General features: G+C 64.4%; 22 protein-coding genes. 9 read left to right on the forward strand and 13 right to left on the reverse strand.

All coding sequences use genetic code 11. The features are described 5' to 3' along the window. The first annotated feature begins 111 nt into the window (after nt 1–111). The 3 genes from AC628_RS03295 to AC628_RS03305 all read left to right on the forward strand — a co-directional run bounded on the left by AC628_RS03295 (nt 112) and on the right by AC628_RS03305 (nt 5630). Nucleotides 112–3513: a molybdopterin-dependent oxidoreductase gene (locus AC628_RS03295; RefSeq protein WP_074125325.1), complete on the forward strand. Its 3402-nt coding sequence runs from the start codon at nt 112–114 to the stop codon at nt 3511–3513. 51 nt (nt 3514–3564) lie between these two features. Beyond that, on the forward strand, nt 3565–5019 hold the full coding sequence (locus AC628_RS03300; protein WP_074125326.1) for a short-chain fatty acid transporter: 1455 nt from the start codon (nt 3565–3567) through the stop codon (nt 5017–5019). Between the two features lie 365 nt (nt 5020–5384). Continuing rightward, entirely contained in the window at nt 5385–5630 is a 246-nt protein-coding gene (locus AC628_RS03305) for a hypothetical protein (RefSeq protein ID WP_502689529.1), read from the forward strand. A gap of 113 nt (nt 5631–5743) precedes the next feature. On the opposite strand, the gene AC628_RS03310 is transcribed toward AC628_RS03305, so the two are convergent. Next, nucleotides 5744–6232, reverse strand: a complete 489-nt coding sequence (locus AC628_RS03310; protein ID WP_050419227.1) for a hypothetical protein — start codon at nt 6230–6232, stop codon at nt 5744–5746. Nucleotides 6233–6523: 291 nt separating this feature from the next. On the opposite strand from AC628_RS03310, the gene AC628_RS03315 reads away from it, so the two are divergent. Beyond that, nucleotides 6524–9559 (forward strand): ATP-binding protein, encoded by a 3036-nt coding sequence (locus AC628_RS03315; RefSeq protein ID WP_074125327.1) that lies wholly within the window; start codon nt 6524–6526, stop codon nt 9557–9559. Between the two features lie 14 nt (nt 9560–9573). Here AC628_RS03315 and AC628_RS03320 read toward each other — a convergent pair whose 3' ends face one another. Further along, nucleotides 9574–9909, reverse strand: coding sequence for a hypothetical protein (locus AC628_RS03320; protein ID WP_210190155.1), 336 nt, complete (start codon nt 9907–9909; stop codon nt 9574–9576). A gap of 45 nt (nt 9910–9954) precedes the next feature. Here AC628_RS03320 and AC628_RS03325 point away from each other — a divergent pair, with 45 nt between their 5' ends. Next, entirely contained in the window at nt 9955–10863 is a 909-nt protein-coding gene (locus AC628_RS03325) for a flagellin (RefSeq protein WP_074125328.1), read from the forward strand. A 179-nt stretch (nt 10864–11042) separates the two neighbouring features. On the opposite strand, the gene AC628_RS03330 is transcribed toward AC628_RS03325, so the two are convergent. From AC628_RS03330 to AC628_RS03345, 4 genes are all read right to left on the reverse strand, one after another. Next, complete coding sequence (locus AC628_RS03330; protein ID WP_074125329.1) at nt 11043–11981, reverse strand: substrate-binding periplasmic protein; 939 nt, start codon at nt 11979–11981, stop codon at nt 11043–11045. Continuing rightward, nucleotides 11978–12271, reverse strand: coding sequence for a c-type cytochrome (locus tag AC628_RS03335; RefSeq protein WP_245321019.1), 294 nt, complete (start codon nt 12269–12271; stop codon nt 11978–11980). The genes AC628_RS03330 and AC628_RS03335 overlap by 4 nt, the downstream gene beginning before the upstream one ends. A 70-nt stretch (nt 12272–12341) precedes the next feature. Beyond that, on the reverse strand, nt 12342–14006 hold the full coding sequence (locus AC628_RS03340; protein WP_074125331.1) for a methanol/ethanol family PQQ-dependent dehydrogenase: 1665 nt from the start codon (nt 14004–14006) through the stop codon (nt 12342–12344). A 228-nt stretch (nt 14007–14234) separates the two neighbouring features. After that, nucleotides 14235–14480 carry a hypothetical protein gene (locus AC628_RS03345; protein ID WP_074125332.1) on the reverse strand — a complete coding sequence of 82 codons (246 nt, stop codon included), beginning with the start codon at nt 14478–14480 and terminating at the stop codon, nt 14235–14237. Nucleotides 14481–14682: 202 nt separating this feature from the next. Between AC628_RS03345 and lanM the strand changes: the two genes are divergently transcribed. Both lanM and pqqA read left to right on the forward strand, forming a co-directional pair. Beyond that, nucleotides 14683–15081, forward strand: coding sequence for a lanmodulin LanM (gene lanM / locus AC628_RS03350; RefSeq protein WP_074125485.1), 399 nt, complete (start codon nt 14683–14685; stop codon nt 15079–15081). A gap of 341 nt (nt 15082–15422) precedes the next feature. After that, on the forward strand, nt 15423–15503 hold the full coding sequence (gene pqqA / locus AC628_RS03355; protein WP_009031067.1) for a pyrroloquinoline quinone precursor peptide PqqA: 81 nt from the start codon (nt 15423–15425) through the stop codon (nt 15501–15503). 254 nt (nt 15504–15757) lie between these two features. Here the strand turns inward: pqqA and AC628_RS03360 are convergent, their stop codons facing one another. Together AC628_RS03360 and AC628_RS03365 are read right to left on the reverse strand one after the other, a co-directional pair. Next, nucleotides 15758–18886 (reverse strand): efflux RND transporter permease subunit, encoded by a 3129-nt coding sequence (locus AC628_RS03360; protein ID WP_074125333.1) that lies wholly within the window; start codon nt 18884–18886, stop codon nt 15758–15760. Further along, nucleotides 18879–20033 carry an efflux RND transporter periplasmic adaptor subunit gene (locus AC628_RS03365; RefSeq protein ID WP_245321006.1) on the reverse strand — a complete coding sequence of 385 codons (1155 nt, stop codon included), beginning with the start codon at nt 20031–20033 and terminating at the stop codon, nt 18879–18881. The genes AC628_RS03360 and AC628_RS03365 overlap by 8 nt, the downstream gene beginning before the upstream one ends. A 123-nt stretch (nt 20034–20156) precedes the next feature. Between AC628_RS03365 and AC628_RS03370 the strand changes: the two genes are divergently transcribed. Beyond that, nucleotides 20157–20393, forward strand: a complete 237-nt coding sequence (locus tag AC628_RS03370) for a hypothetical protein (protein WP_074125335.1) — start codon at nt 20157–20159, stop codon at nt 20391–20393. 3 nt (nt 20394–20396) lie between these two features. Here AC628_RS03370 and AC628_RS03375 read toward each other — a convergent pair whose 3' ends face one another. Genes AC628_RS03375 through AC628_RS03390 form a run of 4 tightly spaced genes read right to left on the reverse strand, consistent with a single transcriptional unit; the run spans nt 20397 to nt 23163 of the window. Then, on the reverse strand, nt 20397–20750 hold the full coding sequence (locus AC628_RS03375; RefSeq protein ID WP_074125336.1) for a hypothetical protein: 354 nt from the start codon (nt 20748–20750) through the stop codon (nt 20397–20399). A gap of 40 nt (nt 20751–20790) precedes the next feature. Then, on the reverse strand, nt 20791–21501 hold the full coding sequence (locus AC628_RS03380; protein WP_074125337.1) for an ABC transporter ATP-binding protein: 711 nt from the start codon (nt 21499–21501) through the stop codon (nt 20791–20793). Further along, entirely contained in the window at nt 21491–22228 is a 738-nt protein-coding gene (locus AC628_RS03385; RefSeq protein ID WP_074125338.1) for an ABC transporter permease, read from the reverse strand. The genes AC628_RS03380 and AC628_RS03385 overlap by 11 nt, the downstream gene beginning before the upstream one ends. Nucleotides 22229–22230: 2 nt before the next feature. Next, complete coding sequence (locus AC628_RS03390; protein WP_245321020.1) at nt 22231–23163, reverse strand: ABC transporter substrate-binding protein; 933 nt, start codon at nt 23161–23163, stop codon at nt 22231–22233. Nucleotides 23164–23312: 149 nt separating this feature from the next. Here AC628_RS03390 and AC628_RS03395 point away from each other — a divergent pair, with 149 nt between their 5' ends. Then, nucleotides 23313–23681, forward strand: coding sequence for a hypothetical protein (locus tag AC628_RS03395; protein WP_502689530.1), 369 nt, complete (start codon nt 23313–23315; stop codon nt 23679–23681). 27 nt (nt 23682–23708) lie between these two features. Here AC628_RS03395 and AC628_RS03400 read toward each other — a convergent pair whose 3' ends face one another. Continuing rightward, nucleotides 23709–24533 (reverse strand): quinoprotein dehydrogenase-associated SoxYZ-like carrier, encoded by an 825-nt coding sequence (locus AC628_RS03400; RefSeq protein ID WP_074125341.1) that lies wholly within the window; start codon nt 24531–24533, stop codon nt 23709–23711. Nucleotides 24534–24575 lie beyond the last annotated feature (42 nt).

The following is a 24575-nucleotide window of genomic DNA, read 5'->3' on the forward strand; positions in this document are numbered from 1 at the left end:
CGATTCGTCCCTGATTATTACTTAGCCTTGACGAGACCGGTAGCGTATGACGTAAATGTGTAACGCATTACAAAAATGCGTCACATGGGCTGACTTGACGGTGAGACGGCGGTGAAACAGCGGCTACCCGGCTATTGCACGCTTTGTCGCTCGCGCTGCGGTGCTGTCACCGTCGTCGAGGACGGGCGCCTTGTCGGTGTGGAGGTATTAAGTAACCATCCAACCGGCGGTGCACTTTGCGCCAAGGGCCGGGCGGCCCCTGAAATCGTCGCCAGCCCGCGCCGTCTGACCGTCCCGCTCAAGCGAACTCGTCCGCGTGACGCCGCCGATCCGGGCTGGGTCGAGGTGTCCTGGGACGAGGCGTTGACCGAGATCGCCGACCGGCTCCGCGCGATCCGCACCGAGAGCGGCGCCGAGGCGGTGGCGTTCGGCGTCACCACGCCGAGCGGCACGCCGATGGTCGACAGCTTTGAATGGGTCGAGCGCTTCATCCGCGGCTTTGGCAGCCCCAATCTGATCTATGCAGTCGAGATCTGCGGCTGGCACAAGGACTTTGCGCACGCGCTGACCTTCGGCCGCGGCATCGGCTTTCCCGATTACGACAATGCCGATGCGATCATCCTGTGGGGCCACAACCCCGCGCGCACCTGGCTCGCCCAGGCGACGCGGATCGCCGACGCGCGGCGGCGCGGCGCCAAGGTTGTCGTGGTCGATCCCAAGCCGAACGGTTCGGGTCAGCAGGCCGATCTCTGGCTGCGCATCCGTCCGGGCGCCGATGGCGCGCTCGCGATGGGCGCGATCCGCCATCTCATCGCGACCGGCAGCTTCGATACGGACTTCGTCGATGCGTGGACCAACGGATCGCTGCTGGTCGATCGCGCCACCGGACGTTTCCTCCGTGCCGACGCGCTGTGGCCGGACGGCGCGCCGGATGCTTTCGTTCGTCTCGATGCGTCGGGCTCGCCGGTACCTTGCGACACGCGCTATGCGCCGGAGCGCGGCGGCCAGCTTCGTGGCGCGCTGTCGATCCGTGCGCGCGATGGCCGGATGATTTCGGCGGCAACCGCGTTCGAATTGCTCGCCGAGCGCGCTGCGCCTTACACACCGGAACGGGTGGCGGAACTGACATGGCTTGATGTCGAGGACATCGAGGCGTTCTACGCGCTGCTCGCTACGCGGCCTCGGCTTGCCTATCATTCCTGGACCGGCGTCGGGCAGCACACCAATGCAACTGCGATCGAGCGCACGATCGCGTCGCTCTACGCGCTGACCGGCGCCTGCGATCGGCCCGGCGGCAATCGCTGGCCGGTGCCGCCGCCGACGCGTGCCCTCAACGACTACAATATCCTGCCGCCAGAGCAGCAGGCCAAAGCGCTTGGTCTTGCCGAATTGCCGCTCGGCCCGCCGGCGAAGGGCTGGATCACGGCGCGCGATTTCAGCCGGGCCGTGCTCGACGGTGAGCCTTACCAAGTACGCGCACTGGTCGCCTTCGGCACCAACTTCGTCGTCTCGCAGGGCCATTCCGAGCGCAACAAGGCCGCGCTGAACGCGCTGGAATTCCAGGTTCATATCGACATGTTCATGAACCCGACCGCGGAGAGCGCCGATTTCGTTCTGCCGGCCAGCACGCCGTGGGAGCGCGACGCGCTCAAGATCGGGTTCGAGATCACGCAGCAAGCCGTCGAGACCGTGCAGTTTCGCCCGCGCATGGTCGAGCCGGTCGGTGCGGTGAAGGCCGACTACGAGATCGCCGCCGCGCTCGCGCTCAAGCTCGGCATGGACGAGTTGTTCTTCGGCGGCGACATCGAGGCCGGCTGGAACTATCAGCTGGCACCGCTCGGCATTGGCGTCGCGGATCTGCGCGGTCATCCCGAGGGACGGCGCTTCCCGCAGGCCTTCCGCAATGAGAAATATGCCGTCACGCGCGAGGACGGCACGGCGGCGGGCTTTGCGACGCCGACGCGCCGCGTCGAGATCTATTCGGAGCTGATGCTGGGACACGGGTATGATCCGTTGCCCGATCATGTCGAACCGGTCGGCAGCCCGCTCACGGCGGCCGCGGACGAACGCTTTCCGCTCGTGCTCTCCACCGCCAAGAGCGGCTGGTTCATTCACTCCTCCTGGCGGCATGTCGCCTCGCTGCGGCGGAAGTCGCCCGACCCGGCCGTCGAGATCAGCCCGCAACTCGCCGCGCAGCGCGGGCTGGTGGAAGGCGATTGGGCCGTGGTGGAAACACAGGGCGGCGCCGTGCGCCTGAAGGTGCGGCTCAATGCGGCGCTCGACACGCGGGTCGTTGTCGCCGAATTCGGCTGGTGGGAGGATTGCCCGCCGCTCGGCCGCGATCGCTCGGCTGCGGCAGGCGTTCTCACACGCAATATCAACGCGGTGCTGCATGACGACGCGCGCGATCCGGTCAGCGGCTCCGTCCCGCTGCGCGCCATCGTCTGCGATATCAGGCGCGACGGCGTTGCCAGCCGCGGCGTCTGGAGCGGCCAGCGGCGGTTCGTGGTCGGTGAGCGCCGCGCCGAGGCCGATAACGTGATTGCCCTCAGCCTGCTGCCGCTTGACGGCGGTCCGCTGCCCGAGTTCTTACCGGGCCAACACGTGATGATCGCGTTGCCCGGTGCCACCGAGGCGCGGGCCTATTCGTTGACCGGATTGGGCGATCTGCCGCAAGCGTTGTCGATCGCGGTGAAGGGACGCTTCTTCGACGAAGCCAAGGGCGACGACGCGCCGTTCTTCATGCCGGATCGTCTGCATGGGCTTGCCGTCGGAGATGAGGTTCTGCTGGAGCCGCCGGGCGGCATCTTCACCCCGCCATTGAAAGGGCCGCGGCCGCTGGTCTTCCTCGCGGCGGGCATCGGCATCACGCCGTTCATCAGCCATCTCGAGACGCTGCAACACGCAGCGCCGCAGGATCGCGTCGCCGATGTCCTGCTGCTCCACGGCTGCCGGAGCAGCCGCGAGCATCCGTTCGCGCGGCGGCTCGCGGAGCTGGAAGCGGCCACGCCGGGGCTGACGCGCGTGACCTTCTACTCGGCGCCGTTGCCGCAGGACTCCGTCGATCCGCATTGGTTGCGCAAGGGGCGGATCGATCTTGCGCAGGTCAAGGCGTTGCTGACGCGCCGGCCGCTGGTCTACATCTGCGGCTCGCCGGATTTCGTCACGGCGCAAATCGAGGCCGCAGCGGCGCTCGGTATTCCGCGGTTCGACATTTTCGCTGAAAGCTTCGTGTCGCCGCCATCGGTGCCGGGCGACCTCGCGCCGCGCACCATCCGGCTTGCGAGCAGCAAGCAGAGCTTTTCCTGGGGACCAGAGCAGGGGACGCTGCTCGACGCGGCGAGTGCGGCAGGCGTCGCGCTGCCGAGCGGCTGCCGTGTCGGGCAGTGCGAAAGCTGCGCGGTCGAGGTGGTCGATGGGGAGTTCACCCATCTCGGTCCGGTCGATGGCAGCGAGGGACAATGTCTCACCTGCCAGGCCGTGCCGCTCACCGATCTCACGCTCGCACTTTGAATGACCAATCAGGATTGAAACGAACCGCATCACCGGAAGGGGATCAGATTGATGACGAATGCAACGCACGACCAAACCGTGAGCCTGCGAAAACCTGTCGCGGACAACATCATGGCGCGGTTTTCGCAAGCCCTGGTGGCGTTCGCCGAGCGCTGGTTTCCGGATGCGTATGTCTTCGTCCTGATCGCCGTGATTGCGGTCGCCGCCGGCGCGATCCTGCACGGCGGTTCGCCGCTCGCCGTCAGCCGCGCGTTTGGCGACGGGTTCTGGAATCTGATTCCCTTCACGATGCAGATGGCCCTGGTTGCGATCGGCGGTTACGTCGTGGCGATGTCGCCGCCGGTCGCAGCCGTGCTGGCGCGGCTTGCGAGCGTACCGAAGACCGGGCGTGGCGCGGTGGTCTTCGTCGGGATTCTGAGTATCTTTCTCTCGCTGCTGAACTGGGGCCTCAGCCTGATCTTCTCCGGCCTGCTGGTGCGGGAGATCGCGCGGCGCACGGATATCCGGCTCGATTACCGGGCGGCCGGCGCGGCCGGCTATCTCGGGCTCGGCTGCGGCTTCACCCTCGGCATCACGTCGTCTGCCGCGCAGCTGCAGGCCAATGCCGGCAGCATTCCGGCATCGCTCCTGCCGATCACCGGCGTGATCGGCTTCTCGGAAACCATCCTGACCTGGCAGAACATGGTCACCGTCGTGATGGTGAGCGTCGTATCCGCGGCGATCTGCTATTTCACCACGCCGGCGGCGGAGCGGGCGAAGACGGCGGAAGACCTCGGCGTTGCGCTCGACAATGATCGCATCGAAGCCAGGAAGCCGGCGCGTCCGGGCGACTGGCTGGAGTTCAGTCCGCTGCTGACGATCCTGATCGCGCTGCTTGCCGCCGGCTGGCTGTGGCAGACGTTCCAGTCGGGCAATCCGCTGATCACGCTGTCGGGACTCAACACCTACAATTTCGTCTTCCTCATTCTCGGCATCGTGCTGCACTGGCGGCCGCGCAGCCTGATCGAGTCCTTTTCCAAGGCGATGCCGAGCGTGTCCGGCGTACTGCTGCAGTTTCCGTTCTACGCCGGCATCGCCCAGATCCTGACCAGGGTGCCGAACAGCAGCGGCACCATGCTGTCGGACACGATCGCGCACTGGTTCGTCGGCGCCTCCAGCAATTCCACCGTGTTCTCGTTCCTGGTCGGAATCTATTCGGCACTGCTCGGCTTCTTCGTGCCGTCGGCCGGCGGCAAGTGGATCATCGAGGCCCCCTACATCATGAAGGCGGCCAACGACATCGGCGCGCATCTGGGCTGGACGGTCATGGTCTACAACATCGCCGAGACGCTGCCGAACTTCATCAACCCGTTCTGGATGCTGCCGCTGCTCGGCATTCTCGGCCTGAAGTCGAAGGATCTGATCGGTTATACGTCGGTGCAGTTCTTCATCCACTTCCCGATCGTGATGCTGCTGGCCGCGATCCTGATGGCGACCTTCACCTATCACCCGCCGATCCTGCCCTGAGCGATCGCGGCCGGGCACCAGGACGCAGGGTGCCCGGCCGTTCCCGTAATTCGGCGGCCCGCTGCCGATATCACCAAATCTGTGCTGTTTTCCGGGCCGTCGCGACTGAGGTATCGCGCCGGACCGTCATCTTTGGACTGCCATTTCATTGACCGCCGCGCGGTTCGGCTGGATATTGATGCGCGATATCCGTGTTGAAGGTCACCGCAATGAGACATAACCACCGCAGCCTGATGTGCGACATGCGAAGCCGCATGCAGCATCGCTGCGTCTCGGCGGCGACCGGCGTCTGTTGTTGATCGCTTCAAAAATCCAGAGCACCCGACAATCAGATAGGAACGCCGTTCTTCGGCGCGTGAGCACGCATGTCCCAAGCCCAGATGTCCCAAGCCCAAATATCCAAAGCCTACATCATTGAAGTCTCGGATCGCACCGCAGGTATCGTTGTCGGCGATAGCAGCGGCTTCTGCTTTTTCTCCTCGGACCGCGCCTTTGACGGCCTCGACGGCGGCCACTTCGGCTCCGCGCGCGCCGCGGAGCGCGCGGTGAGGGCGCTGTTGCAGCAGCGCCGCCCGGCGTCATCGAGACCAGCGCCGGGCGCCGGCAGCTGAAAGCGGATTGAAGCGAGGCAGATGATCGGTGCGGCCACGCCGGCACGGCTGCCATCAGGCAGCCGCCGTTGGTGCAAAGCCGATTGTAAGGAGGTGCCGCCCGCGATCAGGAGCTAGGCCGGGCAGACCATCGTCAGCAGCAGAAGCGTCGGCGGCTGATCGTCACCGTTCGCGTGCTCCCAGACCAGCAGGATGTCGTGCCGATCGGCGTTCGGCGCGTTCTTGTCCTGCTCCTTGACGTCGATCTTGATCGGGATCGGCGGTTCGGAGTTGAAGCACTTGCGGACGCTGGCATCCAGCAGGGCGCATTTCGTCAGCGGCACGACCCCGGCTTCGTCCTTGGAGAGGGGGGCGGTACTAGCCTGCGTGGCCAGGTCCAGGCGCGCCTTGCCCATCTCCCGCTGCCACCGCTTGCCGCTTCCGCCCGGCCACTGGTCCCTGGGCGACAGGATCGGCTGATATTGGCCATATTCCAGCGTCTCGATGTCGATATGATCCGACGCCTTAAGTATAGCGACGCTCTTGATCATGTTCTGCAAAGGATAGTAGTGCGCGTTGATGTGATCTTTAAATTGTTGATTATTGAATACTCTTCCGCCCATAGGATTTCCCTTTCATTGCAACTTTGAATTGCTCTGGCTATACGTAAATTATGCAACGCTGGTACGTCGATCGAATAGTCCGGCGGCTCCAGTTGCGCCTTCCGATTTCTCTCGCGCCCCGACCTACCACTCAAGACTGTATCCCGTCTAGTTCGACAACCTCTCGGGTTGGCGCGGATGCAAGTGGATTGCACGTCCGGATTGATAAGCAGGTCCCGATGGGTAATCTCTACCCTAGGCTGCTCACCGGGGGGAGCCGGCGATACCGCAGTAGCCTTTGAGAGCAGGGGAATGCTTTGCTTTGCATGCCAGTCGACGATCGGAGCGGACGACAATTGGTGCGCCAAATGCGGTGCTGCGGTAGCTAAGCGCGCGGACCCCGATAGCGAACAACGATTTGTGACGATCCTTCGCGCCGACGTGGTCGACTCGACGGGGCTTGTCGCGGATTTGGACCCGGAAGAGGCGGTCTCGCGCCTGGAGCCGGCCCTGATCGCGATGCGAGGCGCCGTGCGCCAGTTCGGCGGCATCGTCAGCAAGGAGCTGGGTGATGGGCTCGCCGCGGTATTTGGCGCGCCGATCGCTGACGACAACCACGCGCCGCTGGCCTGCCATGCGGCGATCGAACTGGTTCGACGGGTCGCAGGTTTGGGAGATCCGAGGCTCCAGGTCCGGGTCGGGCTCCATTCGGGGCGGGTGGTGACCTATATGGTCGCCAGCGAGTACTCCAAGGTTTACGAGATCGGCGGGGCGGCGCAGCATCTTGCGGCGCGGCTTGAAGCGGTCGCCGAGCCGAACCAGATCTACGCGTCCGAAGCCTGTCAGAACCTTGCCGAGGGCAACGTTCAGTTTGAATATCTGGGTCGGAAGCAACTCAAGGGATTTAGCGAACCCTTACCGATCTACCGCGTCGCCAGCGCAACGGATGTCTCCAGTTGGCGGGTGCGCAGGGCACGAAGCGTTGCGCGGTTCGTCAACCGGCTGAAGGAAACGGCGCGGCTCAGGCAGTTGGCGCACGATGCCGACCCTGATCGGCAAACGGCGCTCTTGATCGGCGATCCCGGGATCGGGAAATCGCGGCTGGTGCATGAGTTCGTAGACCAGCTCACCCGGGAGGGGTGGCTTCCCATCCACGCCGAATGCAGCCCGAATCTTCAAGGCGCGCCGTTCAGCACACTCAAGGCCCTGTTGCTCTCGATCCTGGAGGGAGCCGCAGCGGACGCGGACGGCTTGACCAAACTGACCGCGATTCAGCGTTCGGCCATCGATGCCGTGCTCGACCGCCCGATATCGGATCCGGAATGGGGCGAGCTGGAGCTGCACGCACGCGGCCGTGCGATCAGCGAAGCATGCTGTGCGATAGTCGAAGGCCTGGTCGTCCGCCGGCGCGCGGTGATCCTCATCGAGGATCTACACTGGATCGATCGCGCCAGCGAGACCGTGATGGCGGCCCTCGCTTCGCTGAGGGCACCCGGCCTTCTGGTGCTGCTGACCAGCCGGCCCAATGGAATTCCGGATTGGGTCGAGCGCAGCAATGCTGAAGTCACGGCGTTGCGTTCGCTCGATGAGGATGCCGGACGCGAGATGCTGGACGACATCCTGGGCTCGTCGGCGAACATGGCTGATCTGAAGAACCGCGTCGTTCTTCATACGGCGAGCGTACCGCTGTTCATTGAGGAGGTTTGTCGCAGCCTCAAGGACAGCGGAATCCTCCGGGGCCATTGGGGTGAACTGGCGCTTGCGCGTCCGGTCGGTGATCTCGGGATTCCGAGCAGCATTCAGGGCGTTATCGCCACGCGTCTGGATCGCATATCGAAGGAGGAGCGCGCGCTGTTGCAGATCGCGGCGGCGTTGGGCCCGTCTTCGACGGAATCCTTGCTGCGTGAGGTGTCCGGCCTGCCGCAAGAGGCTTTTCAGCGCTGCCTGACGGCGCTCGATCGTGTCGAATTTCTCGTGAGGATCGATGTCGAGCAGGACGGCTTGCTCGAATTCCCGCACGAGATGGTTCGCCAGGTGACCTACGACTCGATGGTCGAAAAGCTGCGCGAGAGCGTCCACGCACGGATTCTTGCGACACTGGAAGGCAATGGCAGTTCGTACGAAGAGCCCAGCAAGCTCTGCTATCACGCAATGCGGGCGAAGGATTGGCAAAAGGCCTTCGCCTACGGCAGAACCGCCGCGCGCAAGAGCCTGGCACGATCGGCATTTGCCGATGCGACCAACTACTTCGAGATCGCGATGGCCGCGCTCGACAAGACGCCGTTCGCTCGCTCGCGCGAAGCGGATGCGATCGACCTTCGCATCGAGGCGCGCACGGCGTTCATGAGCGCCGGCAAGGTCGCCGAATGGTTCGATCTCGGAAGGGACGCGGAGGGGCGCGCCAACGCAGTCGACGATATCGGACGGAAGGTCGCGGCGATGGCGGTCAGGTCTGGGGCCCAGAACTTCTACGGCACGCCTATCGAGGCAATCGAAACCGGCGAGGAGGTTGCTCGCCTGGCCGCTGAATGGGGCAATCCCGGTTGGCTCAACCTGGCTCAATACAGCCTTGGCCAGGCCTACTTCATCGCTGGCCGCTTCCGTGAAGCTGAGCAGATGCTGGGACAGGCGTGCCTCCGCCTTTCCGGGCCGGATGCCAGCGCACCGCCCGGAACGACGCCGAGAACACTGCTGTTGCTGTGTTGCATGATGAAGAGCGTGACCCACACGACTCTGGGAGAGATCGACACCGGCATCGAATTTCACGAGCGCGCGGCCGCGATCGCCGATGAGAGCAATCGACCGTTTGATCGCGTTGCCGCGGGGTATAGCGGCGGCTTCCTGATGCTCGGCCAGGGCAATCCCGAGGGAGCAGCTGACATCCTGGGGGAGGCTTTCGCGCTCACGCAGAAGTATGGAATTCGCCTCTTCGTGCCGGTTGTCACGTGCCATCTTGGCATCGCATATCTGGAGCAGGGGCGTCTCGATGAAGCGCGGCTGACGCTCATTGAAGCCCGGGAAGAAGCCAGATCGGTCGGCTACACCTCGATTGTGCTGCGAGCCTCGATCTATCTGGCGCTCGCTGTCAACCGGCTCGGCGATACACGGGCTGCGCTGAACATGCTGCGCGAGGTGCGCAACACCGCGCGGCAGCAGGGCTTTTCAGGTCTGGAAGCCGAGGCGCTGTTCAGCGAGGCAACGATATCGCCAGCCACGAATGAGAACGAGAGGAACCTGGTTCTCCACCAGTTGCGTACGGCGATCGCGATTGCATCGGACAGTGGCGCGAAGCCGCTGCTGCAGCGGGCCGAAGCGCTTCTGAACGGAATGCTCGCCGATTCCCAGTGAAGCGTCTCGCGCCGCTAGGAAGCCGCGGCGAGGGGCGGCGACACCACCTGCGGCGCCTCGGGTGCCTGCTTGGCGGTCGTCGCCAGCTGGAAGCGGACGCCGTGCACGGAGACAGTCAGCGGAATGGCGCGGAAGTCGTCGTGAAAGGCGCGGATCCGGCGGGCCAGCTCGGCTGGGCTGATGCCGGCGGGCAGCTCGCACACGTCGCGGTACATCTGTCGGGTGCTCTTGACGCCGCACCAGGCGATTTCCAATTCGTGCAGCGGTGAGGGATCCCGGGCGAGTTCGCGCGACATCCGCCAGAACAGATGGGCAAGCCGCACATAGGCGATCTGCTCGAGCCCGCGCACGCTGATCCTGTCGGGAATGCACAGGTTGAGTGTGAGGGCGTTGTCATGATGATGCGCGTCGCCACCTTTGCGCAGTCGGACCAGATGATATCAAGCGCGCTGCGCCTGCAGGCGGCGATGGCCAATGAGCAGGTGCAGGAGTCCTCCGGGCTGCAATCCGAGGATTCCGGTAGTTACGGTTCCGGCGCCGGCCGCGTGATCAATCTGCAGGTCTCGGTGACGCGGGCTCAGTCCTATATCGATGCCAGCAATCTCGCCGACAACAAGGTGCAGGCGATGTATTCGGCGGTCGGCTCGGTGACCGATATCATCACGCAGCTGCGGACCCAGCTCAGCGCGGCCACCACCGGCAGCAGCACGGCGACGGCATCGGTGATCAACTACGCCCAGCAGGCGATGTCGCAGATGCAGGGGTTGCTCAACACCCAGTACGACGGCGAGTATGTCTTCAGCGGCGCCCGTACCGACACGGCGCCTGCGAATCTGACGAGCTTCGACACCGGCACCGGCTCGCTGACGGCGTCGGATACCAGCTACTACAAGGGCGACAGCGAGATCGCGTCGGTGCGCGTCTCGGACAGCCAGTCGATTTCCTACGGCGTCACCGCCGACAACCCGGCGTTCGAGCAGGTCATGCGGCTGTTGAAATACGTCGGCAACAGCACGACGTTGACGTCGAGCGGTATCTCGCAGGCACTGGACCTCGCCAGCACTGCGCCGGGTGCAACGTCCACGGTGCAGGCAAAGCTTTCGACCGCGGCGTCGCAGATCGAGACCGCCAGCACCGACCAGAGCGACTACCAGAATTTTGCGAAGACCCTGTCGACCAACCTCACCTGCGTCGACGTCGCTGCGGTGACGGCGCAGCTTTCGACCTATCAGGCGCAGCTGACGGCGTCCTATTCGGCGATCTCCAAGATCCAGAGCATGAACCTCGCGAGCTACCTGCGATAGCGGGCTCACATCCGCGTCATGATCCTGATCTCTTCCCCGTCATTGCGAGGAGCGTTAGCGACGAAGCAATCCATGTCTTCGCTTGCGGCGCCATGGATTGCTTCGCTTCGCTCGCAATGACGCGGAAAGAGCGTGTGCAATAATGTGGATGGCAGTCGCCTCCCGAGCTGCGATAAGCGCTAGCGGTTCAGGATCTTCAGCCAGACATCGCCGAGGATGATCGGCTCGCGCGGGGGCAGCCACGTGAGGCCTGCCGCCTTGCCAAGTTCGGCGATGGTGCCCTTGGCTTGCAGATCGGACAGCACCTTGTTGACGGCCTCCAGCAGCGCCTTGTCGGTTTCGAGCGCAACGTAACCGCGATTGGCGCCGATCGGATAGTAATATCCCGACGCCGTGATCTTGGTATCCGGATGGCTCGCGCGGTAAGCGTCGAACCGGCGCAGATCAAGCAGCGTGGCGTCGTATTCGCCGCGCTCCAGTTCTCCGAGCAGATCGCTGCGGCCGGGGACCAGATGGGTGATGTCTTCGATCAGTTTTCCCTTGTCGAAGGTCATCAGGATGGCATCGCCCAGCGTGCCGCTTTCGATCGTCAGGCGAAGGCCGGCGAGATCGCCGATATCGGTGATCTTGCGCTCCTTGATCTTGTCCCTGGCCTTGGGACCGAGCACGACGGTCATCGCGGAATAGATATAGGGCTGGCTCGGCACCAGCACCCCGATCGGGATCCGGCGACGGCGATCGTCGCGGGTGGCGCCATCGAAGTCCGGCAGCTTGGCCGTCGTGACGCCGGGCGCCTTCAGCGAATCCGTGGTGAGCGCATAGCCGCCGACCAGCGAGCAGCGCCCGTCCGACAGCAGGGCATTGGCTTCCAGCGCCGGGCTCGAATCCTCGTCGAGCTTGCTCTCGAACCATTGGATATTGAGCGGACGTCCGAGCCGCTCGGCAATGACCTGCGCAAGCGCGACGTCGAAGCCGGCATCCGGCTTGCCGCGATGATGCGCCGACAAGGGCGGCAGATCCTCGTCGAGGCAAACCTTGAGCGGCGCGTCGGCGGCATGCGCTGCCGCGGTCATGCCAACAAGCAGGGCCGTCGCAACGCCGGCAAGCAGGCCCCTCATTGGGGCCTCCGGCTCGACAGGAAGGCCCAGACGTCGGCGATCTCCTGCTCGCTCAGGATATCGGCCCAGGGCGGCATCTTGCCGTTCTTGCCTTGCTTCACGGTGGTCACGAAGCGGGTCTTGTCGCCGGCAAATGCGCGCAGGTCCGGCGTGATGGTGCCGGAGTTGACCATGTTGGGTCCATGGCAATGCGAGCAGTTCTTGGCGTAGGTGACCTTGCCCTGGTCGGCCTGACCTTCAAGGTCGATTGCACCGGCTTGCTGCGCGGCCGCCGGGATCAAGGTGATCAAGGCCGCCGCGACGGCGGCGAAGATCGCCGCCGTCAACAGGGTTACTCTTTCAGTCACGTGTGCTCCGCGCTCAGTTCTTGACCGCGAAAACCCACACCGAGCCGCCGGGGGGCACCTTGGCAAGCCGCTCGTCGCCCGAGAACAGCGAATAGACGCCGCCATAGCCCGAGGTGACGGCGACATACTGCACGCCGTCCTGCTGCCAGGTCACGGGTTGTCCTTCGATGCCCGAGCCGGTCTGGAACTGCCAGAGCTTCTTGCCGGTGTCGGCGTCGAACGCCTCGAATTCGCCGGTCAGCTGACCGGAGAACACCACGCCGCCGGCGGTGGAGAGCACGCCGGAGAAGCGCGGAATATCGCTCGGCGCTTCCCACTTCGCCTTGCCGGTCATCGGATCGATCGCCTTGAGATGGCCGCGCGGTCCGGTGCCCCATTCCCAGGGGTCGGTGAGGTCCATGCCGAGATACCATTCGCCCTGCTTGAACGTCACCGGCTCGGCCTTGTACTTGCCGCCGAAGGCGAGCGTGTTGGCGTAGGCGAGGCCGGTCTGCGGATTGAACGACATCGGCTCCCAGTTCTTGCCGCCGAGGATCGACGGGTAGACCGTGACCTTCTTGCCGTCACGCGCATCCTTGGCGACGTCGGTCTCGATCGGCCGTCCGGTCTTCAGGTCGACGCCGGTGGCCCAGTTGACGTTCACATAAGGATTGGCCGCGAGCAGCTTCCCGTTGGTGCGGTCGAGCACGTAGAAGAAGCCGTTGCGGTTGGCATCCATCAGCACCTTGGTCGGCTTGCCCTCGACGTTCATGTCGGCGAGGACCATCTCGGCCACCGAGTCGTAGTCGAACGGGTTGTTCGGCGAGAACTGGTAGTGCCACTTGATCTTGCCGGTCTTCGGATCGAGCGCGAGCACCGAGCAGGTGTAGAGGTTGTCGCCGGGACGCACCGCCGAGTTGAACGGTCCGGGATTGCCGATGCCCCAATACACCGTGTTCAATTCGGCATCGTAGGAGCCAGTGATCCAGGTCGACCCGCCGCCGAGCTTCCAGGTATCGCCCTTCCAGGTGTCTCCACCGGGCTCGTCCGGGGTCGGGATCGAGTAGGTCCGCCAGAGCTTCTTGCCGGTCGCGGGATCCCAGCCGTCGATGAAGCCGCGGGTGCCGAATTCAGCGCCCGAGATGCCGGTGATCACGACGCCGTCGGCGACCAGCGGCGCCACCGTCATCGAGTAGCCTTCCTTGATATCCGCTGCCTTCTCGCGCCACAGCTCCTTGCCGGTCTTGGCATCGAGCGCGATCACATTGGCGTCGAGCGTGGTGCGGAACAGCTTGCCGTCATAGAGGGCGGCGCCGCGATTGATGATACCGCAGCAGACGATGCGCGGCGTCTCGGCGGGATATTCGACCTTGGTCTTCCAGATCTGCTTGCCGGTCTTGGCGTCGATCGCGATCGTGGCGTTGTGCGTGGTGACGTAGAGGACGCCCTGGTAGACGAGCGGCTGCGATTCCTCGCTGCGGTCGTCGTTCAGGCTGTAGTTCCAGACCGGCACCAGATTCTTGACGGTGTCCTTGTTGATCTGGTTCAGCGTCGAGAAGCGCTGAAGGTTGTAACCCATTCCGTAATTGAGAACGTTCGACGTATCAGTCGCACCCTTGACCAACTGCTCGTTGGTCTGAGCGCTTGCACCATACGATGCAAGAATCACGAGGCTTGCGGCCAGCGCAATGCGTCTCATCCTATCCTCCCAATGAACCTTTGCTGCACGCCTATTCCTGACGTTGCGGATGGAACCATCGGCCTGAAACCAAAACGGGTCAATACGAAAACGTGAACGAACCCCAGCCACCGCCGGAGGCCGGTCGATCGTGTCAGTTTTTTGCTGATGCGTCCGTGGCTTACCGTCGCGCGGAATACACAACGCCACCGCGCAGTTCGCACTTATGCCGCAGCGCGAACGGTTCGATCAGCTCGACGGTGCATGAGGGCAGGCACTTGGCCGCGGCTTGGTGCCGCGCTTGTCCGGCGGCACATTGCAATTGTCGATGCGCTGCTCGTCGGTCCATTTGCGTCCGAGCCGCTCCTTGCCGGTGAGCACCCGCGGCTGGATCGCTTCCGCCGATGGGACGGGGGCCCGGTTCTGCGCGGAGACGGGCGCAATCAGACCGAGCGCAACGACGCAGCCCAACATGGTCCTGCAAATATCGCTCATGGGGTCACCTCGCGCGTTCTGGCGCCAATGCAATCGACGGAGCGCCATCGATGATGCTTCAGGCCGTCCGTTTCCACCCGAAACCCGACAGGGGCACACCGGTTGCAATTGCTGCGGAAGCCTCGCCGAAGCTGCTATGGTGAACTTCGATTGCGGACCTGCTCCGTACCTCACGCCGGAGCGGCATCAAGGGAGACGAATGATGATCTCGCGCCGATCGCTTGCTTTGACTTTGGCTGCTGCCGTCCTGTCTGGGCCCGCTCTGGCCACATCCGGTGGTCGCAACGCGCTCAAGATGCTCGACCCCGACAATGACGGCACCGTCGACCTTGCGGAAGCCAAGAAGGCTGCCGCCGATCTGTTCGCGAAGCTCGATGCCGACCACGACGGCACGCTCGACGTGCGCGAACTGCGCGGACGGCTGACCGCGAAAGAGCTCAAGATGGCGGATCCGGATCACGACGGCACCCTGACGCTCGACGAATACCTCGCGGTCGTCGAGCAGCGTTTCAAGGCCGCCGATCCCGACAATGACGGAACGCTTGATGCGAAAGAGCTGAAGTCGCGCGCCGGCCGGGCACTGCTGCGCCTGCTCAAGTAGCTGCCTGGAAGCGGGTTTCGTTGCGCGGATTCCGGATATTGATGCTGGATTCCGCGCATAACAAAAAAAGTTGCGATTTCGCTCTTGGGCAAGACGCGGCCGGCGCAATCGGGTTTGCTCATCGGTGCGTCGCCGACCGGCAGCCGGAAAATGCCTGACAGATCAGTGTCGGAATTTCCCAGCCGTTGCAAAGCCGGGCGGATGCCCGCGAGCCGTCGTCCGTTTCGGCATGTCCAGCAGCGAAGTCGGGTCCTTACCCGCCCGGCTTGCGCCCTGGAAAAGCCAGCCCTAGCTTGCCGCGCGGCGCGAGGCTTGCGCCAACTTATACTTGGGAGAAGGAAATGGCCTGGAAAACACCGAAGATCGTCGAAGTGCCGGTCGGCATGGAAATCAACATGTACGCCTGCGCAGCGCGCAAGTAAGTCCACCTGACGACCTGCCGCGGCTTCGATGGCAAACGCCGTCGGAGCCGTGGCAGTGTCGGCGGGTCCCTCGATCTCCGGACGCCTGTCGAAATGATCGCTCCGGTGCCGTCGCGCAAAGCCTCACCTGAGCAGGCTTCGACGATCCCGCCCGAGACCTCAACCGTCCATTGCCGGATTGTGCTGCGCCTATGCCCGGCCAGCGCCGCTGCCTGTCCGTGAAGCGAATAGATCGTCACGCGCCTTGCGCGTGCTCAGGGGCGGCTCTTGAATCGCGCATACCGAAGCGCGAGGGTGGGTAGCACCAGCAGGCTGAGTGCCATCGAAGTCATCAGGCCCCCAAGGATGACGATCGCCATCGGGCCCTCGATTTCACGTCCCGGTTCTCCTGCGCCGATCGCGAGCGGCAGCAATCCGAGGCCGGTCACCAGAGATGTCATCAGGATCGGGACGAGGCGGTCGGCCGCGCCCTCGATCACGGTATCCAGTCCCCACACGCGACCATCGACCAGGACCAGATGCTCGTAATGCGAGATCATCAGGATCGAGTTGCGCAGCGTGATTCCGAACAGCGTGACGAACCCGACCATCGACCCGAGCGAGAGCAGGCCACCGGTCATCGCCAGGGCGAACACGCCGCCGACAAACGCAAACGGCAAGTTGATCATGACCAGCAACAGGTTTCGCCAATGACCGGTCACCATCGCAAGCAGAACGACGATGCCCGTCCCGGCCAGCAAGGAATTGACGATGAGATCGTGCCGCGACCGGGCCTGGGCCTCGGCCGCACCGGCAAACTCCACGTGAGCACCGGGCGGCAGCGTAACCTCGCGCGCCAGCTTGCGCTTGGCGGCGACCACGAAGGATTCGAGATCGCGGCCGCTGACGTTCGCCGTCACGGTCTGAACGCGCTGCGCATTCAGGTGCTGGATCTGATAACGGCCCGAGGTCTCGTAGACGTCGGCGATTTGCTTCAGCAGAACGTAGGCGCCGCTCGGCGTCCGCACAGGCAGGTCACCGATCTGAGTGACTCGGGCGCGGGCATGCGCGTCGAGGATCACGATGACATTGAAGACGGCATTGCCTTCATATCCCTGGCCGACGACATCGCCCTGATAGGCGGTGCGAATGAGTTCGAGCACTTCGACCGCATCGAGCCCCCAGCGCTGCAGATCCGTCGGGCGAAGCGTTACGTTGACTTGCGGCATCCCCGGCGGGGATCGTTGCTGCACGTCGGCGGCCCCCGCGACTTCATCCAGTTCCCGAGCGACGTCGCGCGCAGCGCGCTCGAGCAAATCGAGATCGGGCCCGTAGATGTTGACGACCACCGCCGCGGTGAAGCCGGAGACGGTCTCCTCGACACGTTCCGTCAGGTAGGTCTTGCTCGAGAACGAAACCCCGGGGAATCCGGCAAGAGCGGCCCTGATGCGCGCTTCCGCCGCGGATTGCGCCCGACCCGAGAGCCCGGGCTCCAGGTCGACCTCGAACTCGCTGGAATGCGGACCGACCGTGTCGATGCCGGCCTCGGCCCGGCCTGCATGTTGCGCCACCCGGCGCACACCCGGGATTTTTAGGAGCGTATCGGTCATCAGCTTGCCGATACGAAGCGATTCGTCGAGCGAGGTGCCGGGGATCGCGGAGACGTGCAGGATCAGATGGCCTTCGCGCAGATCCGGCAGGAAGGTCCCGCCGAAGAAGGGCAGCATCGCCGCGCCGGTGATCGTCAGAACCGCGGCCGCCGTCATCACCAGCTTCGGGTAACGGCCGATATGACGCAGCAAGGCCTGGTAGTGGCGACGGGACCACCGCACCGCAGGCGGTTCGTGCAGGCGCTGTCCGCCGCTTCTGCCGGCGAGGAGCAGCATGGAGAGCGCCGGCGTCACCGTAAGGGCGACCGCCAGCGAGGCGAGCACGGCCAGGATGTAAGCGATGCCCAGGGGCCCGAAGAGACGGCCGGCAATGCCGGAAAGCGTCAGGATCGGGAAGAAGACCAGCAGCACCGCAAATGTCGCATAGGCAACGGCGGTCCGCACTTCGAGGAAGGCCTCGAGCACGACGCGAGCCTCGGGTCTCGGCGCTGTTGCTTGGCGGTTTTCGCGCAGTCGACGTACCACATTCTCGACGCCGATCACGGCGTCATCGACGACTTCGCCGATCGCGATCGCAAGGCCGCCCAGCGTCATCGTGTTGAGCGTTTCACCCATCCATTGCAGTGCGAGCACGGCCGCAATCAACGAGAGGGGAATGGCAGTGCAGCTGATGATCGAGGTACGCCAGTCGAACAGAAACAGAAACAGCACAACGACCACGAGCGCCCCGCCGATCAACAACGCGTTGAGCACGTTCTCGGTCGCCGCATCGATGAAATTGGCTGGCCGGAAGATGTCCGCATGGAGCTTGACACCGTCGGCTTCAAGGCCCGGTCGCAGCTCTTGCAGGGCGGCTTCTGCCCGCGTGGTGACCTCTCGCGTGTTCGCGCCGTATTGCTGGCTCACCATGAGCATGATGCCTGGCACGCCGTCGATGAGGGCGGCCCCGATCGGCGGCTCGGGAGCCGTCACGACGGTGGCGACGTCGCCGAGAACCACGCTCGCGCCGCCTTCGTGCAGAAGAACGGTGCGGGCAAGCTGGTCGGGCGTCAGGGACTGCCCCTGGGTTTGCAGCGTGACGCGCTGATTGGCGGTATCGATGAAGCCGGCGCCCCGCACGCCAGTGGCCTTGCGCGCGGCGGCGAGTACATCGTTCATGCCGACCCGGAACCGGATCAGGTCGTCCGGGCGGACCTGTACTTGCAGAGACCGGACGTCTTTGCCGTAAGTGGATACTTGTGCCACGCCCGTGACGGCCAGAAGCCGTCTTGCCACGGTCCAGTCCGCAACGGTGCGCAAATCCATCAGCGAGCGCCGGTCGGACGTCAGGCCAATGACCAGCACCGTGCCGGCCAGCGGAGTCAACGGTGTCATTGAAGGAGGCTGCACGCCTTGTGGCAGCCGCGCGGCCACGGCCGAGAGTCGCTCCGTCACCAATTGGCGCGCTCGGTAGATATCGCTGCCCGGTTGGAAGACGACCGTCACGATGGAGAGGCCCTGGATCGACGACGAGCGCAGGCTTTCGACGCCGGCCAGGCCGTTGATCGACGTTTCGATCGGTTGCGTGACCAGGATCTCGACATGCTCCGGGCTGAGGCCGGGAGCTTCGGTCTGGATCGTGACCTGTGGCGGTGCGAATTCGGGGAAGACGCCGTATTTGGCTTCGCCGAGCGCGAACAGGCCGTAGCCCAGCAGCGCGAACGAAAGCGCGAGCACGATGCCGCGGAAGCGGATGGCGAACGCGACGAGAGCGGCTTGCGGTCCTGAACGGTCGGAGCCGGTGCCGTCAGTCATTGTCATCGCCGCTGCGAAGTTCGCTCTTGGCCTCCTCGGACAGCAAGACCTGTGCACCCCGGATGACGATTTCGGATCCCGACGGGATGTCCCGGACGACGTAGTCGTCATCCGACACCGGCTGATCCGTGCTGATCGGATGCCGCCGGAAGCTGTCGGGGCTCACGCGCAGGTAAACCCACGATCGGCCCTGCCATCGCACGATCGCGGTATCCTCGATGAACACGCCTTCGTAAGTGTTGCCTGAAGGCACGTAGACAGTGGTGTTCATGCCGGGCAGCAGGCCGCTGTCGCCTGGCGCCGAGAAGAAATAGCTCAGCCCCTGAATGCGCGGGTCGGTGCGGGTTGCCGGGGAGACGTACTGCAGATCGATATTCGCATTTCGCGTCGGCGCCTGTGCGAGGGCCGTTCCCGGAGTCTCGGTGACACTCACGCCGGGCGGCAGCGTCACCTGAACCAGAAACTGACCGCGCTCGATCAGCCTGACGACCGCGGGCGAGCGCTCGACGATGCCGCGGCCGATCACCGGTCCCCATTCCTGCTGTGCTGTTGCTGCGAGAGTCCTGAGCTGCGATTCCGCCGCGGCAAGCGCGGCCTTGTCGGTTCGCAGCGTTCCCTCCGCGGTTTCGGCTTCCTTTCTCGGAAGCGCGGCGGAGTCGACGAGATTCTTGGTCCGGTCGAATGCGCTCTTCGCGACTTCGAGCTTGGCCTGCGCTGTCTGGAACTGGGCCTGCGCATTGGCGTAGCTGTTGGTGAGCTCGGTAATGCGAGAGATGTCCAGCACCGCACCGTATGCGCGGAATTGCTCGGGATGCGGAGCGGCTTCCACAACCGAAGTTTCGAGCCCGATCTGTCCCTGCTGGCTGGTCGTCAGCTTGACCGGTGCCTGGTCGCTGTTTGCGGTGCGGGAGGGCTCAGGGCGGCCCGAATCCGGCTTGCCCGGCTGCGGCTCCGCCGCTGCGCGCCGAACCTGACCCGTGACAGCCCAAGCGCCGGCGCCGAGCGCCAGCAAGCATATGGCGATCGCGACGCCGCGCCGGGAGGTTTCCGTAAGAGCCATCAGCCTGTTAGCAGTTGTGGGAACCAGCTTATTGACGAAATCAACCGGCGGCAAGGCGCAGCTTTCACGGTTGTTGGCTCGGGTCACGCCGATGTACTGCGGGGCCGCGCCCGCCGGGTTCCGCTTGATCTCGCACGAATATGAAACTTCCGGCTGCTGTGGGCGTACCGCTTATGTTATCTTTTTGACGACGCCCGCGAGGTCTCATGCATGAATCCGATTGATCTGATCGTCACTGTATGTGCCGTGCTGTCGCCCGCCACCTGCGAGGAGCAGCATCTGGTGTTCAACTGGAGCGGCTCGCTGCAGCAATGCGCCATGGCCGCGCCGCCCTACATCGCGCAGTGGGTCGGCGAACATCCGAAATGGACCGCGGTGCGATGGCGGTGCGAATATCCGCACACCAATGATCGCGCGAGCGCGGACGGCAAACCGCCGGCGGGTTAACCGTTATTTGTTGCAGTCCTTCAGGTCCTTGTCGGACACCGAAAACACTGCGTCGGCCTTGATCTCGATGTCGCGGGCCAAGCACTGCTTGCCCCCGCTATAGCCGACCTTGGCATCGTAGCGGCCGGGCTCGACGCCGGTGATACGCAAGCGCTCGTCGTGGTCGACTTCCTTGTCCTTGTCGTTCAGCGTCTGGTTGGGACCCCATTCATTCTTGCCCGCCGGCGACAGCTCGAAGCTCGAAATCGTGGCGCTGGTCAGATTCCACAACCGGATGCCCTTGCCCTTGCTTTGGGCGAGCACTGCGGCCGGCAGCACGAGCAAGGCAACTCCAACGGCAATCAACGCACGCGACATCCGACTTCTCCCTAACGCTTCGTCCAAGGATGACGGCGTCTCACATATTTGCAAGGTCCAACTGTGAGAGCTGTCGCTTGATTTCGTCGATCTCAGGCTCGCTGCGCATCGCGCGCGGCGTGGCGATGGTCTCGACGTGAAGGATTCGGGCCGGCCGCGGCGACAAGAAGAACAGGCGGTCACCGAGGCGGACGGCGTCGTCGAGATCGTGGGTGACCAGGAGCGTCATCATCTTCCGGCTGGCCACCAGCGTCGCGACCTGGTCGCGCAGCCTGCCTGCGAGGGCATTGTCGAGCGAGGCCAGCGGCTCGTCGAGGATCAGGAAATCCGGCTCGATGGCGAAGGCGCGGGCGAGGGCGACGCGGCGGGCGAGGCCGAGCGACAGCTCGCCCGGAAAGTGGTTGCGATGCGCGCTCAGTTCGAGCACCTCGAACAGCGCCGCCAGCGTGCCGTCGTCGACCTCAGGTGCGGCGAGCCGCACATTCTCCTCGACGGTGCGCCAGGGCAACAGCCGCGGCTCCTGGAACACCATGCCAAGGCGCATGCCGGGCGAGCGAGTGACGCGGCCCCGGTAGTTGCCGTCGAGCCCGGCGAGAATCTTGAGCAGGGTGCTCTTGCCGCAACCCGACGGACCGAACAGGACGCCAACCTCGCCGGCGTTCAACGTGAAAGTGATGTTGTCGAGCACGTCGTGCCGCTTCCCGGCCGCGCTCTCGAAGCTCTTGCCTGTGATATTGACCTCAAGCTGCACGGAGCCGCCACCGCGTTAGCCTGGTTTCAAACGGCTGCACCATCAGGGTCTCGATGACCAGCACGACGCCGGCAAAGCTCAGCGAGTAGGCGAGCAGCAGGGGAATGTCGAACAGCTGGAAGGCGACGCCGATCTCGAAGCCGACACCGTTCGGCCGGCCGAGATATTCGGCGACCAGCACGATCTTCCAGACCAGCGAGAGCCCGGAGCGCGCCGCGGCCGCGATGTAGGGCGCAAGCTGCGGCAGGATCACATGCCGGAACGCGCGGCCGCGCGGCAGGGCAAACGCCGTTGCCATCTCGTCGAGCGCAGGGTCGAGCGCACGGGCACCCTCGCGCAGGGTGACGACGGCAGTCGGCAGCTTGTTGATGGCGATGGCCGCGATCGCCGCGACCTCGGTCAGCCCGGCCCAGATATAGGCCAGCACGATGACGACCAGCGCCGGCAAATTGAGCAGCAGGATCAGCCAGGGATCGCCAAGACGATTGGCAAGCGAGACGCGACCCATCAGGTAGCCGATCGCCGAGCCGAGCGCCATCGCAAGCGCAAAGGCCAGCGCGACGCGCGCAAGCGTCGCGCCGAGGTTGACGAACAGCGCCCCCGATCGTGCCTCGACTATGAGCACCGAGAGCACCGCAGGCGGCGCTGGCAGCTTCGCATCGCCGATCACGAGCGAGGCAATCCACCAGGTCACGATGAACAGCGCGAATGACAGGAGGCGCAGCACCGCTAGTCTCCCGGGATCGCTTGATAGAAGGTGCCGGGATCGAGCTCGGTCGCCGTCCCGACCAGATCGCGGCCACCGAGCTGCGCCAGCACCCGGTAGAGCACGCGCGCGTCCGCCTCTTCGTCAGTGATCGGACGGTGCGGGATGCCTTCCCGGTAGCGGTCGCGATAGGCCTGCAGGGTTGCGGCATCCTGCGCGCCGGTGAGCGGCGCGATCGCATCCCATTCGGCATCCGAGGTTGCGAGAATGTCCTTTGCGGCACGCGTCACGGTGATGAAGCGGCCCACCAGATCCTTGTTGGCACTGGCCCAGGCCTCGTCGAAGACATAGCCGATCATCGCGATGCGGCCCTTGCTGCCGAGCTTTTGGAGGACCTCTTCCATGCCGGCGAGACGGCGAAAGCCCTTGGCCTCGAGCGCGGCGCAGAAATTCCAGTAGTTGAGCGTCGCGTCCATCTCGCCGCCCAGCGTCTTGGCGGCGAGCAGCGGCGGCGCGCCATAGACGATGGTCGCCTGCGACTTCAGGTCGACGCCATCCTGCTTCAAGGCGGCTTGCAGCAGCAGCCAGTTCTTGTCGATCGCGCCGCCGGCGACGGCAAGCTTGCGCCCCTTGAGGTCGGCGAGCGTTTTGACCGGCGAGGCGGCCGGGACCATTACGGCGCCCAGCGCGCTCGAATAGGGATAGAATTGCAGCTTGGCGCCGAGCGACCGCTCGCGCGACACCCAGGGCCAGTCGGACACCATCACGTCGGCGGTGCCGGAGCGCAGCGCGATCTTGCCGGCCTCGGGGCTGGCGAGCTCGACGACATCGATCGACAGGTTGGCCTTCTTGTCGAGACCATGGGAGCGAATGACAGCCAGTTCCCAGGCCAGCGTTCCGGTCTTCTGCGCTGCAACGCGGATGGTCTCCGCGTTGCACGAGGTGCCGAACTGCATGACCGCCAGAACTGCCGCAGCCAACACCGTGCGTACAGACATGATCATCGCTTCTTGAGCCACTTCCCCGAATGTTTTCTTTTCTGATCAACACCCATAGCATAGCTTGCGGGAAGATAAGAGGAAGCACGACCATGGCAGGAGCTGGCATGCTACGACCGATTGTCGCCGTCTTGGCGGTTTTCCTGGCCGTGCTCCTGGCCGTGCTCGCCGGGACGACGGTCAGCGTGCGGGCTCAGGAGATCAACGACTATCCGACCTCGGCACGGGCGGAGTATGTGTTCGGCTGCATGAAGGCCAATGGCGAATCCCGGCAGTCGATCGAGCAATGTTCCTGCTCAATCGACGTCGTCGCCTCGATCATCCCCTACGATCGCTACGTCACCGCCGAGACGGTGCTGAGCATGGCGCAGGTGCGCGGCAATCTGGGCGGCCAGTTCCGCTCGTCCGAGCAGGCCGCGAACGCGCTCAACGACCTCAGGCGCGCCCAGGCCGAAGCGGAAGTCCGATGTTTCTAGAGCGTTGATCGCGAGATCGCGTACCCTTCAGGTCCCGGGATTCTCGACCTTCCATTCGTGCTCGAAGACGTGCCCGTCGGTATCCCTGGCTTCGGCACGGAAGTGCTTGGCCCCGTTCGAGACGTAGGTGAAGCGGATGTTGGGGTCCTCGGAAATCGAGATTCCGCCCTCCATCGCCAGCACCGGACTGTCGTCCTGCCAGATGTGCAGCTCGTTGACAAAGAAGGCCGGGATATAGAGCTGCGTGACCTGATCCATCTGCAGGCCTGAATTGTTCGGATGCCCGATCATGATCTGGGCTTCCCGCGTGCTGGTCGCCGGCCCCTGTTCGGACTTTGTGAATTGCCGGTAGCGCATCTGGCCGAGCCGATTCTTGGCTTCCTCGACGTTCTTGCCGGCCGGTGCCGAGCAGCCGCCGGATGCCTTGACGTAGACCTTGCTCACATAGAGCTTGCCGTCGCTGAGCTCTGCGACGGCGTGCACGTTGGTGTAGTTGTTGACGCGGACGCGGGTCGAGATCTCGGTGACATTGGCGTCCGGCCCGAGCGTGAATTTCGCGGCCATCGGTGCGGGATTTTCGTCGATCACGAGCGTGATGGCGACGACGCGGCGGCTGTCGCCGGGCTGCAGCTTGGTGCGCAGCGTGACCGGAACGATCGCCGCGTCCTCCGCGCGCGCCGGCATCTCGATGCCGACGACATCGTTGCCGTCATTCATCGGACGATTGCTGAAGATGTCCTGGACGAGGCCCGGCCAGGGATCATAGGTTTCGGCCGCAAGCGCGGCCGGTGTGTCCAGCGCGATCGCAAGCAGGCTGGCGATACAAAGCAGGCGGGCGCGATGTCCGGTCATGTTCGCGAGATCCTATGCAGCCGCATCATTATAGGATCAACA

Origin of the sequence: Bradyrhizobium sp. NAS96.2 (assembly GCF_001908235.1) — a bacterium.
Lineage (GTDB): Bacteria > Pseudomonadota > Alphaproteobacteria > Rhizobiales > Xanthobacteraceae > Bradyrhizobium.